The sequence below is a fragment of the Pseudomonas umsongensis genome (genome assembly GCF_002236105.1).
GTDB lineage: Bacteria > Pseudomonadota > Gammaproteobacteria > Pseudomonadales > Pseudomonadaceae > Aquipseudomonas > Aquipseudomonas umsongensis.
The window spans coordinates 358,191-370,484 of record NZ_NIWU01000004.1; the positions used below are offsets into that span (position 1 = coordinate 358,191).

Here is a 12,294-nt window from a genome sequence, read left to right on the forward strand (position 1 = left end):
TGACAAACGGTATAGACTCTGGTTCGGCAGTTTTTCCTGTTAATGCGCATCAAGCCGGCAATACATTGTCATGTACCTGATTCAATGCAGGGGCCGTGCCGGATTAGTGGTGCTGCGTGGATGCCCATGAAAAAAAACTGGCGAAAGGTTGTTCAAAAATCCACCAGTCCCGGTATGATCGCGCGCCCTGATGCACACGCTGGTAACAACCGATGATGAAGCCCAACCTGATCGCCGCCGCGGAGATCGACCGACTCGACACCTGGGCCAAGTACTCTGCCCCAATGTGCGGCTCCTGCCTATCGAGCTGCTGCACCCTGCCGGTCGAGGTCAAGATCAAGGACCTGATCCGCATCGGCATCGTCGACGAGTTCGAACGCGGCGACCCGCCAAAGAACATCGCCAAGCGCCTGCAGAAGGAAGGGATCGTCGAGCGCTATAACCAGAAGTCCGAGATCTTCACCCTCCAGCGCATGAGCAACAACGATTGCCTTTATCTGGATCGTAAGAGCCGTCTGTGCACTATTTATGAAAAGCGCCCGGATACGTGCCGCAACCACCCGAAAATCGGCCCGCGGCCGGGGTATTGCGCGTACAAGCCCAAGGAAGTGGTGCGTGAAACCAATTCCCGGAGTATCGAGCGGTTCTGATCTGATCGTTCCCACGCTCCGCGTGGGAATGCAGCCAGGGACGCTCCGCGCCCCAAAAGCGTGACGCAGAGCGTCACAAGAGGCGTTCCCACGCAGAGCGTGGGAACGATCAACCTGGCACCGCACAAATCGCAGACAAACAAAAACGCCCCCGATCTCTCGACCGGGGGCGTTTTCGTTCAGCCGGGGCTAAATCTTATGCCTTGGCTTTCTTGGCAGCGCGGGTACGCTCGCTTTCGTCCAGGATCTTCTTGCGAAGACGGATGGACTTAGGAGTCACTTCACACAGCTCGTCGTCCTGGATGAATTCCAGGGCCTGTTCCAGGGTGAAGCGAACAGGTGGAACCAGGGCGATGGTTTCGTCTTTACCCGAAGCACGCATGTTGTCGAGCTTCTTGCCCTTGGTAGGGTTGACGCCCAGGTCGTTGTCACGGCTGTTCAGACCAACGATCTGACCGTTGTAGATTTCCTGACCGTGTTCAACGAACAGCTTGCCACGCGCCTGCAGGGTTTCCAGGGAGTAGGTCAGTGCCTTGCCGGTTTCAACCGAAACCAGAACGCCGTTCTGACGGCCGGACATGTCGCCGGACTTCATCACGTCGTAACGGTCGAAGATCGAGGTCAGGATGCCAGCACCGTTGGTCAGGGTCAGGAACTGGTTACGGAAACCGATCAGACCACGAGCAGGGATGTTGTATTCCAGACGCACACGGCCCTTGCCATCCGGCACCATGTTGGTCAGGTCACCCTTACGCAGGCCCATCTCTTCCATCACCTTGCCTTGGGATTCTTCCGGCAGGTCGATGGTGACGTTTTCGTACGGTTCGTGCTTCACGCCGTCAACCAGACGGATGATCACTTCCGGACGGCCTACAGCCATTTCGAAACCTTCGCGACGCATGGTTTCGATCAGAACCGAGAGGTGCAGTTCGCCACGGCCCGATACCTTGAACTTGTCAGCCGAGTCGCCTTCTTCAACGCGCAGTGCAACGTTGTACAGCAGCTCTTTGTCCAGACGTTCCTTGATGTTACGGGAAGTCACGAACTTGCCTTCTTTACCGCAGAATGGCGAGTCGTTTACCTGGAAGGTCATGGAAACGGTTGGCTCGTCGACGGTCAACGGCTTCATCGCTTCGACGTTGTCCGGGGTGCACAGGGTGTCGGAGATGAACAGCGATTCCATACCGCTGATGCACACGATGTCGCCTGCAGCAGCTTCTTCAACGTCTACACGGTGCAGACCGTGGTGACCCATCAGCTTCAGGATACGACCGTTACGCTTCTTGCCGTCGGCGCCGATAGCCACAACCGGGGTGTTCGGCTTGACGCGACCACGAGCGATACGGCCAACACCGATAACACCCAGGAAGCTGTTGTAGTCCAGTGCGGAGATCTGCATCTGGAACGGACCGTCACGGTCAACAGCCGGCGCTGGTACGTTGTCGACGATCGACTGGTACAGCGGGGTCATGTCTTCAGCCATTTCGTTGTGGTCCAGACCGGCAATACCGTTCAGGGCCGAGGCGTAGACGACTTTGAAGTCCAGCTGTTCTTCGGTGGCACCCAGGTTGTCGAACAGGTCGAAGATCTGGTCCAGAACCCAATCCGGACGCGCGCCTGGACGGTCAACCTTGTTGATGCACACGATCGGACGCAGGCCGGCTTCGAAAGCCTTCTTGGTCACGAAACGGGTTTGCGGCATAGGGCCGTCTTGAGCGTCAACCAGCAGCAGAACGGAGTCGACCATCGACATTACGCGTTCTACTTCGCCGCCGAAGTCGGCGTGGCCCGGGGTGTCCACGATGTTGATGTGGTAGCCGTTCCAGTTGATGGCGGTGTTTTTCGCCAGAATGGTAATACCGCGCTCTTTCTCCTGGTCGTTGGAGTCCATCACGCGCTCGTCGTTGAGCTCGTTGCGCTCCAGGGTGCCGGATTGACGCAGGAGTTTGTCTACCAGGGTGGTTTTACCATGGTCAACGTGAGCAATGATGGCGATGTTACGTAGATTTTCGATCACTTGTGTATCTCGATCAGAGGATTCGGTGCGCTGACAAGTCTTGGCAGCGATTTACAGTAGAGTCAGGCCTTGCCGTTACAGCTTGACGGCGGCGTCGGGGGGCCGGTGACGCAAGCCACAGGCAAACAGCCCCGGGCACTTAGCTCGGTCGATAAACGCGCACATTGGCATGTCCCTCACTGAGCAAATGGTGGGCATGCAGGCGACTCATCACGCCTTTGTCGCAATAAAGCAGGTACTGGCGAGTAGGGTCCAGTTCCTTGAAACGAGCGTTCAGTGCATAAAACGGCATCGTTTGTACCTCGATGCCAGCAAGGTCCAGCGGGTCGTCTTCAGCGGCATCCGGGTGACGGATGTCGATCACGATCTGACCGGCCAGCGCTTCGCTGACTTCTTCAATTTGCAGGTCCTGGCCCAATTCGTCGATCACGCGATCGATCGGTACCAGTTTGGCGTTCTCGAGCGCACGCTCAAGGACTGCCATGTCGAATTCTTTCTCTTCGTGCTCCACCCGATGGCGCTTGGCAGCAGTCTTGGGGTTCACCGAGATGACCCCGCAGTACTCCGGCATGTGCCTGGCGAAGTCGGCGGTGCCGATTTCGTTGGCCAGGTCGATGATGTCCTGCTTGTGGCTGGCGATCAGCGGACGCAAGACCAGCTTGTCGGTCACGCAATCGATCACGGACAGGTTCGGCAGGGTCTGGCTCGATACCTGGGAGATCGCCTCTCCGGTGACCAACGCGTCGATGTGCAGTCGATCGGCAATTTGGGAGGAAGCGCGCAACATCATACGCTTCAATACTACGCCCATATGACTGTTATCGACTTTGCCGAGAATTTCTCCCAGCACTTCTTCGAACGGCACACTGACAAATAACACGCGTTGCGAGCTGCCGTACTTCTTCCAGATGAAATGCGCGACTTCCATGACGCCCAATTCGTGTGCACGCCCACCCAGGTTGAAGAAGCAGAAATGCGCCATCAGGCCGCGGCGCATGATCTGGTAGGCGGCGACGGTGGAATCGAAGCCGCCGGACATCAGCACCAGCGTCTGCTCCAGCGCACCCAGCGGATATCCGCCAATACCGTTGTGTTGGCTATGGATCACGAACAACCGTTGGTCGCGAACTTCGATGCGCACTTCGATTTCAGGCTTTTTCAGGTCAATCCCGGCGGCACCGCACTGTCGGCGCAACTGGCTGCCGACATATTTCTCGATGTCAATCGAGCTGAACGGGTGCTTGCCGGCACGCTTGCAACGCACCGAAAAAATCTTCCCGGCCAGCGCATCACCGTAGTGCTGCTTGCACTTCTCGACGATGTCATCGAAGTCACCCAGCGGGTACTCGTCGATTTGCAGGAAATGCGCAATGCCCGGCATGCAGCTCAGGCGCTCACCCATCTCCTTCAGGGCCTTGGGCTCGCTGACACGGGTCTCCAGCTCGAGATTGTCCCACACGCCGTTCACCACCACAGCCGGGTCCAGATCGCGGAGCACGGCACGGATGTTCTTGGCCAACTGGCGGATAAAACGCATCCGTACCGGGCGGCTCTTGATGGTGATCTCTGGAAAGACTTTTACGATTAATTTCATGGAAACAGCGCGCGCGAGGCCTGCCGAAAAAGGGGGGCGCGGATTATAGCGGAAATTGCTCAAGGTTTAACCAGTTAATATGCAGAAGGTTTTGCACGCACCAAAACGGGTCATTTATTGAAACGAGCGCCACATTGTAGGGCGGTATTTTCCGCATTAAGGTGCTTTACCGCCTTAAAAGCGTGAATTCGGGGCAAAAATCCCATGGTGGGGCACTGGCATGCAATTTGCTCCCTTGTGAGGCAGGTTGCCTTGGCAGAGTATTCGCGCCGGCATCACAAACATCTAAGGGCATCCACTACCAGCCCTAATCCACCCGGAGGACACTATGTCGAAGTCGGTTCAACTCATCAAAGATCATGACGTCAAGTGGATTGATCTGCGCTTCACAGACACCAAGGGCACTCAGCACCACGTGACCATGCCGGCTCGCGACGGGCTGGATGAAGACTTCTTCGAAGTCGGCAAGATGTTCGACGGCTCCTCCATCGCTGGCTGGAAAGGCATTGAAGCTTCCGACATGATCCTCATGCCGGACGACAGCACTGCCGTACTGGACCCGTTCACCGAAGAGCCGACCCTGATCCTGACCTGCGACATCGTCGATCCTTCGAGCATGCAAGGCTACGATCGCGACCCACGTGCGATCGCCAAGCGCGCTGAAGAACACCTGAAAGCCTCCGGCATTGGCGACACCGTATTCTGCGGTCCGGAGCCAGAGTTCTTCATCTTCGACCAGGTGAAGTTCAAGTCCGACATTTCCGGTTCCATGTTCAAGATCTACTCCGAACAAGGTTCGTGGATGTCTGACCAGGACATCGAAGGCGGTAACAAAGGTCACCGTCCAGGCGTCAAAGGCGGCTACTTCCCGGTTCCACCGTTCGACCACGACCACGAAATCCGTACCTCCATGTGCAACGCACTGGAAGAAATGGGCCTGACCGTCGAAGTTCACCACCACGAAGTGGCAACTGCCGGCCAGAACGAAATCGGCGTCAAGTTCAACACCCTGGTGAAGAAAGCCGACGAAACCCAAACCCTGAAGTACGTCGTGCACAACGTAGCCGATGCCTACGGCCGCACCGCTACCTTCATGCCTAAGCCCCTGTACGGCGACAACGGTTCGGGTATGCACGTTCACATGTCCATCTGGAAAGATGGCAAGAACACCTTCGCAGGCGAAGGTTATGCCGGCCTGTCCGATACCGCCCTGTACTTCATCGGCGGCATCATCAAGCACGGTAAGGCCCTGAACGGCTTCACCAACCCGGCGACCAACTCCTACAAGCGCCTGGTTCCAGGCTTCGAAGCTCCGGTCATGCTGGCCTACTCGGCCCGTAACCGTTCCGCCTCGATCCGTATTCCTTACGTCTCGAGCCCGAAAGCCCGCCGTATCGAAGCGCGTTTCCCGGATCCGGCTGCCAACCCGTACCTGTGCTTCGCCGCACTGATGATGGCTGGCCTGGACGGCATCCAGAACAAGATCCACCCTGGCGACGCAGCTGACAAAAACCTGTACGACCTGCCGCCTGAAGAGGCGAAAGAGATCCCACAAGTTTGCGGCAGCCTGAAAGAAGCCCTGGAAGAGCTGGACAAAGGTCGTGCGTTCCTGACCAAAGGCGGCGTTTTCAGCGACGACTTCATCGACGCCTACATCGCCCTGAAAAGCGAAGAAGAAATCAAGGTTCGTACCTTCGTACACCCACTGGAATACGAGCTGTACTACAGCTGCTGATCCGGTAGCGCCTGCGCAAGCGGTGTGACAAAGAGGCCTCCTTCGGGAGGCCTTTTTTTTTGTAGGCAACTTCTCACGCAGGGGGTCCATGTTTCCCCGGGCATTCACGGCAACGTCCGGCATAAAAAAATATCGGCTAACCGTAGCCTGTACCGTCTTGAACTCAAAGGACGGCAACATGAAACCCTCCATGCTCACCCCCCTATTTACCGCACTCATCGCCCTTGCCCTCCAGGGCTGTAGCAACTCAGCGTCCACGGCAGCGATCGAACGCAAAGTCCTGTTGCAAAGCAGCGCCTCCTGGGACAGCACGCCTTACACCCATTACCCTTACGCCGAACCACAACTCTCGGTGCTTAAACTGAAAATTCCGGCCAACACGCAACTTCCATGGCATCGCCACGCCATGCCAAATGCGGCGTATGTCCTCAGCGGGGAGCTGACGATAGAAAGCAAGGAAAGCGGCCAGGTTCGACGCGTCAAGCAAGGCGAAGCGGTGGCCGAAATGGTCAATATCACCCACCGCGGAGTCACCGGCGAGGAACCGGTAGAACTTATCGTGTTCTATGCTGGCAGCGAGGGTATTCCTTTGTCGGAGTAATTTTTTGCTGCTCACAGGGAGCCTGAATGCGACCATTCTTATTATTTCTTGGGCTTTTATCAGGCTTCCCTGCAACGGCCCAGATCTACAAATACACCGATGCTGCCGGCAACACGGCCTACAGCAATCAACCACCCGATGGAGTAAGCGCTCAGACGGTTGATTTACCCCCGCTTAACAGCGTCGATCGTCAACCGCCCAACGAACCTCCTGCGCCCACCCCCATCCGCAACCGCGAGCAGATAAACAGCACCTACGAGACTCTTGAGCTGACTGGCGTGCCCAACGACGGGGCCTTGCGCGCCAACAACGGCACCTTCACGGTCAACGTGCTGATCAAACCACGCCTGCAAGGCTCGCATCTGTTCAGGTTGTTACTGGACGAGCAACCCTATGGCCAGCCAGGCAACGTTCCGAGCCTTCAACTGGTAAACATCGATCGCGGCCTGCACAGGCTCGCCGTTCAAGTGATCGACGGCGACACGGTCATACAACAAAGTCCCACCGTGACCTTTACCTTGCAGCGGGTGCACAAGCGTTGAAAGCCTGGCCGCGTTTTCGCTTCTTTTAACCTTGCACAGGTTTACGCACTATATTGGTGCGATTAGTTGCACGGCGCTCCAATCACAGCCCATTTTGGTTCGAAACTACCCGCGAAAGCTGGCAGAACGCCACGCAATCGAGCGTCAAACGCCTGTTTCAGGGGTTTAGCGCTTCTTTTCGGAGCCTTGGTTTGGTTTTTGCATTTTCCTCGCATCAGCTCTTTATTCATGCGCCAAAAGAGGTCCTGAATGACCATCAGCGACGCACTACACCGCTTGCTGCTCGACAACCTGACCACCGCCACCATCCTGCTCAACGCCGAGTTGCGCCTTGAGTACATGAACCCCGCGGCGGAGATGCTCCTGGCCATCAGCGGCCAGCGCAGCCATGGGCAGTTCATCAGCGAGCTGTTTACCGAATCCACCGAAGCGCTCAACTCTTTGCGCCAGGCGGTCCAGCAGGCGCACCCGTTCACAAAACGCGAAGCAATGCTCACTGCCCTCACCGGCCAGACCTTGACGGTCGATTACGCGGTAACACCGATCCTGAGCAATGGCGACACGCTGCTTCTGCTCGAAGTCCATCCCCGCGACCGCTTGCTGCGCATCACCAAGGAAGAGGCCCAGCTGTCGAAGCAGGAAACCAGCAAGATGCTGGTGCGGGGCCTGGCCCATGAAATCAAGAATCCGCTGGGCGGTATTCGCGGCGCGGCACAGCTGCTGGCCCGCGAACTGCCGGAAGAAAGCCTGCGTGACTACACCAACGTCATCATTGAAGAGGCCGACCGCCTGCGCAACCTGGTCGATCGCATGCTCGGCTCGAACAAGTTGCCATCACTGGCCATGTGCAACATTCACGAAGTGCTGGAACGCGTCTGCCATCTGGTCGAGGCCGAGAGCCAGGGCTGCATCACGTTGGTGCGCGACTACGATCCGAGCATTCCAGACGTCCTGATCGATCGTGAACAAATGATCCAGGCCGTGCTGAATATCGTGCGCAATGCGATGCAGGCCATCAGCAGCCAGAATGAGCTGCGCCTGGGCCGCATCAGCCTGCGCACCCGCGCCATGCGCCAGTTCACCATTGGCCACGTGCGCCACCGCCTGGTGACCAAGATCGAAATCATCGACAACGGCCCGGGCATTCCTGCGGACCTTCAGGAAACCATCTTTTTCCCCATGGTCAGCGGCCGTCCGGACGGTACCGGGCTGGGCCTGGCCATTACCCAGAACATCATCAGCCAGCACCAGGGCTTGATCGAATGTGACAGCCACCCCGGCCACACCACATTCTCGATCTTTCTGCCACTGGAACAAGGAGCCACATCGACATGAGCCGTAGTGAAACCGTGTGGATCGTCGATGACGACCGTTCTATCCGTTGGGTCCTGGAAAAAGCCTTGCAGCAGGAAGGCATGACCACGCAAAGCTTCGACAGCGCCGATGGCGTGATGAGCCGCCTGGCGCGCCAGCAGCCGGACGTGATCATCTCCGACATCCGCATGCCTGGCGCCAGCGGCCTGGATCTTCTGGCGCGGATTCGCGAGCAACACCCACGGCTGCCAGTGATCATCATGACAGCGCACTCCGATCTGGACAGCGCTGTCGCGTCCTATCAAGGCGGAGCGTTTGAATACCTGCCCAAGCCGTTCGATGTCGACGAAGCGGTTTCCCTGGTCAAGCGTGCCAACCAGCACGCTCAGGAACAACAAGGCCTGGAAGTGCCGGTCACACTGACCCGCACCCCGGAAATCATCGGCGAAGCACCCGCGATGCAGGAAGTGTTTCGCGCCATCGGGCGCTTGAGCCACTCCAACATCACCGTGCTGATCAACGGCGAATCCGGCACCGGTAAAGAACTGGTGGCGCACGCCCTGCACCGCCACAGCCCGCGCGCCGCTTCGCCATTCATTGCACTGAACATGGCAGCGATCCCCAAGGACCTGATGGAATCCGAGTTGTTCGGCCATGAAAAAGGCGCGTTCACCGGTGCCGCCAACCTGCGCCGCGGTCGATTCGAACAGGCGGATGGGGGCACGCTGTTCCTCGATGAAATCGGCGACATGCCGGCCGACACCCAGACTCGCTTGCTGCGGGTCCTGGCCGATGGCGAGTTTTACCGCGTCGGTGGTCATGTCCCCGTCAAAGTCGATGTGCGGATCATTGCCGCCACGCACCAGAACCTGGAAACCCTGGTGAATGCCGGGAAATTCCGTGAAGACTTGTTCCACCGCCTCAACGTGATCCGCATCCACATACCGCGCCTGTCGGACCGTCGCGAAGACATCCCGACCCTGGCCAAGCACTTCCTCAGCCGTGCAGCGCAGGAACTGGCGGTCGAGCCGAAGCTGCTGAAAAACGAAACCGAGGAGTATCTGAAAAACCTGCCATGGCCGGGCAACGTGCGCCAACTGGAGAACACTTGCCGCTGGATCACCGTGATGGCCTCGGGTCGCGAAGTGCATATCGGCGATTTGCCACCGGAGTTGCTGAGCCTTCCGCAGGATTCGGCCCCGGTGACCAACTGGGAACAGGCGCTACGCCAGTGGGCCGACCAGGCACTGGCTCGCGGTCAATCCAGCCTGCTGGATAGCGCCGTACCGACTTTCGAGCGGATCATGATCGAAACTGCCCTCAAGCACACCGCCGGCCGCCGCCGCGATGCCGCCGTGTTGCTGGGCTGGGGGCGAAACACCCTGACTCGCAAGATCAAGGAACTGGGGATGAAGGTTGATGGTGGGGATGATGATGAGGGGGATGAGGGTTAATCAGCCTTAGTTCTTCACTGACCGTCACACCCAATTCGCGAGCAGGCTCGCTCCCACAGTGGATTTGTAGTGTTCTCACTATCGAGTGAACGCTACCGAACCTTGTGGGAGCGAGCCTGCTCGCGAAGCTTTTTGGGCTCACGTGCACCGCCGGAAGGCACCGTGAACCGCAATCGCGCACGGCAACTGCTCCTAAATCCCGCCTCCGTTCGCAATCGAACCCCTATCGAAGAAACACGAAAACCCCGGATTACGGGGCTTTCAGCTTTACTACGCGACTTTCTGTTTCAACTTGTTAAAACCTGGCACGCCCCCTGCAATAGTCTCATCAGTGATGCAGATCACCACCCAGTTTCGGGGACCTTGGTACAGGCAGGCCGGGGATTCCCCTCTTTACACCGGGCTCATACCGCACAAGCGACGAGCCTCCCAGTTTTGGGGTCCTTGGTACAGGCAGGCCGGGGATTCCCTCTTTACACCGGGTTCAAGCGCAATGCGCGAGCCCTCCCGTTTTGGGGACCTTGGTACAGGCAGGCCGGGGATTCCCTCTTTTATTGCTCCCGGAGATGGATCTCCAGCCGCCAGCGGTCATCGACCTCGCTACCGGCCCACTCACCCTGAAGGGGACGGGCCGCCACCAGCGTCAACAACAATCCCCCGTCACTCAAGCGCACCCGCCAGTTCACATCCTTGCCATTGAGCTTGAGCTGGCCTTTTTGCGCCTTGCCTTGAGCTTCGAACAACAACGCAACACTGCCTTCCACGATCTCGCCGTGGGTCTTGGGCTCATTGTTGAACCACACCACCAAGCCGTCGCTGGTCACTTCGATCTGTTGCAATTCGCTGGGGTCTGGGGTGGTCAGACGACCGATCATCAACCCCACCATGACCCCCACAATTGCCAGCGAAGCCATCACACGCGGGAATAGTTTCGAACGAGGGTCGGCTTGCGGCGTAGAATGCCGCTCATCTCTACCTTCGGAGCCGTGCATGTTTCACGTCATCCTTTTCCAACCAGAAATTCCGCCGAACACCGGCAACGTTATCAGGCTGTGCGCCAACAGTGGCTGCCACCTGCATTTGATCGAACCGCTGGGCTTTGAGATGGACGACAAGCGCCTGCGCCGGGCGGGCCTCGACTACCACGAGTATGCCACCTTGCAACGTCACGCGGACCTGGCCAGCTGCCTGGAAAGCCTCGGTCATCCACGTTTGTTCGCCTTCACCACAAAGGGCTCGCGGCCGTTTCACGACGCCAGCTTCACCCCTGGTGACGCCTTCCTGTTCGGTCCGGAAAGCCGCGGCCTGCCAGCCGAGGTGCTCGACGCTTTGCCCGCTGAACAACGCCTGCGCCTGCCGATGCGCGAAGGCTGCCGTAGCCTGAACCTGTCCAATACCGTGGCCGTCGCCGTGTACGAAGCCTGGCGGCAGAACGACTTCAAGTAACACCACGCCCCCCTGTAGGAGCTGCCGAAGGCTGCGATCTTTTGATTTTTAAGATCAAAAGATCGCAGCCTTCGGCAGCTCCTACTCGAAGGTTTCGTTTGCTCCATGAAAAAAGCGCCTCTAGATAGGCGCTTTTTTCATGGAGCAAACGAAGCTTTTATTGGACGGTCGGAGTCTCGCCCGCCGCTTGCATGCGTTGCAGCTCTTGCGCGTACAAGGCATCGAAGTTCACCGGAGCCAGCATCAGGGCCGGGAACGAGCCGCGGGTCACCAGGCTGTCCAGCGCTTCGCGAGCGTACGGGAACAGGATGTTCGGGCAGAACGCGCCCAGCGTGTGACTCATCGAAGCGTCGTCCAGGTTCTTGATCAGGAAGATACCGGCCTGTTGCACTTCGGCGATGAATGCCACTTCTTCACCGTTCTTCACGGTGACCGACAGGGTCAGCACAACTTCATGGAAGTCGCCTTCCAGCGCCTTTTGACGGGTATTGAGATCCAGACCGACACTCGGCTCCCACTGCTGGCGGAAGATCGCCGGGCTTTTCGGGGCTTCGAAGGACAAGTCACGTACGTAGATGCGCTGCAAGGAGAATTGCGGTGCGGTTTCTTCTTCGCTAGCTGCAGTGTTCTGTTGGTCAGTCATCTCAGATCCTTTCTGATCTTGGGCTTTTATAGGGTATGGAATTCAGGCCTTGAGCAGCGCGTCGAGCTTGCCGGCGCGCTCCAGGGCAAACAAATCATCACAACCGCCAACGTGGGTGCTGCCGATCCAGATCTGCGGCACGGACGTACGCCCGGCCTTCTGAGCCATTGCGGCACGCACCTGCGGCTTGCCATCGACCTTGATCTCTTCGAAGGCCACGCCTTTGTTCTCGAGCAGGTATTTGGCTCGGGAGCAATAAGGGCAGTAATCGCTGGAATAGACGACGACGTTGCTCATA

General features: G+C 58.0%; 12 protein-coding genes. 7 read left to right on the plus strand and 5 right to left on the minus strand.

Going from position 1 to position 12,294, the window contains the following annotated elements:
* The first annotated feature begins 212 nt into the window (after positions 1-212).
* On the plus strand, positions 213-650 hold the full coding sequence (locus PSUM_RS21345) for a YkgJ family cysteine cluster protein (protein ID WP_008058557.1): 438 nt from the start codon (positions 213-215) through the stop codon (positions 648-650).
* A 196-nt stretch (positions 651-846) separates the two neighbouring features.
* On the opposite strand, the gene typA is transcribed toward PSUM_RS21345, so the two are convergent.
* Positions 847-2,667: a translational GTPase TypA gene (gene typA, locus PSUM_RS21350; protein ID WP_008058555.1), complete on the minus strand. Its 1,821-nt coding sequence runs from the start codon at positions 2,665-2,667 to the stop codon at positions 847-849.
* Positions 2,668-2,806: 139 nt separating this feature from the next.
* Positions 2,807-4,261: a tRNA uracil 4-sulfurtransferase ThiI gene (gene thiI, locus PSUM_RS21355; RefSeq protein ID WP_020797429.1), complete on the minus strand. Its 1,455-nt coding sequence runs from the start codon at positions 4,259-4,261 to the stop codon at positions 2,807-2,809.
* A gap of 328 nt (positions 4,262-4,589) precedes the next feature.
* Between thiI and glnA the strand changes: the two genes are divergently transcribed.
* From glnA to ntrC, 5 genes are all read left to right on the plus strand, one after another.
* A complete protein-coding gene (gene glnA, locus PSUM_RS21365) occupies positions 4,590-5,996 on the plus strand; it encodes a type I glutamate--ammonia ligase (protein ID WP_020797428.1) in 1,407 nt (468 codons plus the stop codon).
* Between the two features lie 178 nt (positions 5,997-6,174).
* The gene (locus tag PSUM_RS21370) at positions 6,175-6,597 is read left to right on the plus strand and encodes a cupin domain-containing protein (RefSeq protein WP_083350013.1); all 423 of its coding nucleotides are present in this window, start codon (positions 6,175-6,177) and stop codon (positions 6,595-6,597) included.
* A gap of 26 nt (positions 6,598-6,623) precedes the next feature.
* Entirely contained in the window at positions 6,624-7,139 is a 516-nt protein-coding gene (locus PSUM_RS21375) for a DUF4124 domain-containing protein (RefSeq protein ID WP_020797425.1), read from the plus strand.
* A gap of 249 nt (positions 7,140-7,388) precedes the next feature.
* Positions 7,389-8,474 carry a nitrogen regulation protein NR(II) gene (glnL, locus tag PSUM_RS21380; protein WP_020797424.1) on the plus strand — a complete coding sequence of 362 codons (1,086 nt, stop codon included), beginning with the start codon at positions 7,389-7,391 and terminating at the stop codon, positions 8,472-8,474.
* Positions 8,471-9,907, plus strand: coding sequence for a nitrogen regulation protein NR(I) (gene ntrC / locus PSUM_RS21385; RefSeq protein WP_020797423.1), 1,437 nt, complete (start codon positions 8,471-8,473; stop codon positions 9,905-9,907). The genes glnL and ntrC overlap by 4 nt, the downstream gene beginning before the upstream one ends.
* 551 nt (positions 9,908-10,458) lie before the next feature.
* Here ntrC and PSUM_RS21390 read toward each other — a convergent pair.
* Positions 10,459-10,899 (minus strand): hypothetical protein, encoded by a 441-nt coding sequence (locus tag PSUM_RS21390; protein ID WP_033044422.1) that lies wholly within the window; start codon positions 10,897-10,899, stop codon positions 10,459-10,461.
* On the opposite strand from PSUM_RS21390, the gene trmL reads away from it, so the two are divergent.
* Complete coding sequence (trmL, locus tag PSUM_RS21395) at positions 10,898-11,353, plus strand: tRNA (uridine(34)/cytosine(34)/5-carboxymethylaminomethyluridine(34)-2'-O)-methyltransferase TrmL (RefSeq protein ID WP_020797421.1); 456 nt, start codon at positions 10,898-10,900, stop codon at positions 11,351-11,353. The two genes, PSUM_RS21390 and trmL, sit on opposite strands and share 2 nt — an antisense overlap.
* A 157-nt stretch (positions 11,354-11,510) precedes the next feature.
* On the opposite strand, the gene secB is transcribed toward trmL, so the two are convergent.
* Both secB and grxC read right to left on the minus strand, forming a co-directional pair.
* Positions 11,511-11,996 carry a protein-export chaperone SecB gene (secB, locus tag PSUM_RS21400; protein WP_008058540.1) on the minus strand — a complete coding sequence of 162 codons (486 nt, stop codon included), beginning with the start codon at positions 11,994-11,996 and terminating at the stop codon, positions 11,511-11,513.
* A 42-nt stretch (positions 11,997-12,038) separates the two neighbouring features.
* Positions 12,039-12,293 carry a glutaredoxin 3 gene (grxC, locus tag PSUM_RS21405; protein WP_008058538.1) on the minus strand — a complete coding sequence of 85 codons (255 nt, stop codon included), beginning with the start codon at positions 12,291-12,293 and terminating at the stop codon, positions 12,039-12,041.
* Between the last annotated feature and the right edge of the window lies 1 nt (position 12,294).

What these genes read in the sequence shown, in the direction of transcription:
- trmL (WP_020797421.1), top strand. Translation starts at nt 10,898, where the DNA reads ATGTTTCACGTCATCCTTTTCCAACCAGAAATTCCGCCGAACACCGGC.
- glnL (WP_020797424.1), top strand. Translation starts at nt 7,389, where the DNA reads ATGACCATCAGCGACGCACTACACCGCTTGCTGCTCGACAACCTGACC.
- PSUM_RS21345 (WP_008058557.1), top strand. Translation starts at nt 213, where the DNA reads ATGATGAAGCCCAACCTGATCGCCGCCGCGGAGATCGACCGACTCGAC.
- secB (WP_008058540.1), bottom strand. Translation starts at nt 11,996, where the DNA reads ATGACTGACCAACAGAACACTGCAGCTAGCGAAGAAGAAACCGCACCG.
- thiI (WP_020797429.1), bottom strand. Translation starts at nt 4,261, where the DNA reads ATGAAATTAATCGTAAAAGTCTTTCCAGAGATCACCATCAAGAGCCGC.
- grxC (WP_008058538.1), bottom strand. Translation starts at nt 12,293, where the DNA reads ATGAGCAACGTCGTCGTCTATTCCAGCGATTACTGCCCTTATTGCTCC.
- glnA (WP_020797428.1), top strand. Translation starts at nt 4,590, where the DNA reads ATGTCGAAGTCGGTTCAACTCATCAAAGATCATGACGTCAAGTGGATT.
- PSUM_RS21375 (WP_020797425.1), top strand. Translation starts at nt 6,624, where the DNA reads ATGCGACCATTCTTATTATTTCTTGGGCTTTTATCAGGCTTCCCTGCA.
- PSUM_RS21390 (WP_033044422.1), bottom strand. Translation starts at nt 10,899, where the DNA reads ATGCACGGCTCCGAAGGTAGAGATGAGCGGCATTCTACGCCGCAAGCC.
- PSUM_RS21370 (WP_083350013.1), top strand. Translation starts at nt 6,175, where the DNA reads ATGAAACCCTCCATGCTCACCCCCCTATTTACCGCACTCATCGCCCTT.
- ntrC (WP_020797423.1), top strand. Translation starts at nt 8,471, where the DNA reads ATGAGCCGTAGTGAAACCGTGTGGATCGTCGATGACGACCGTTCTATC.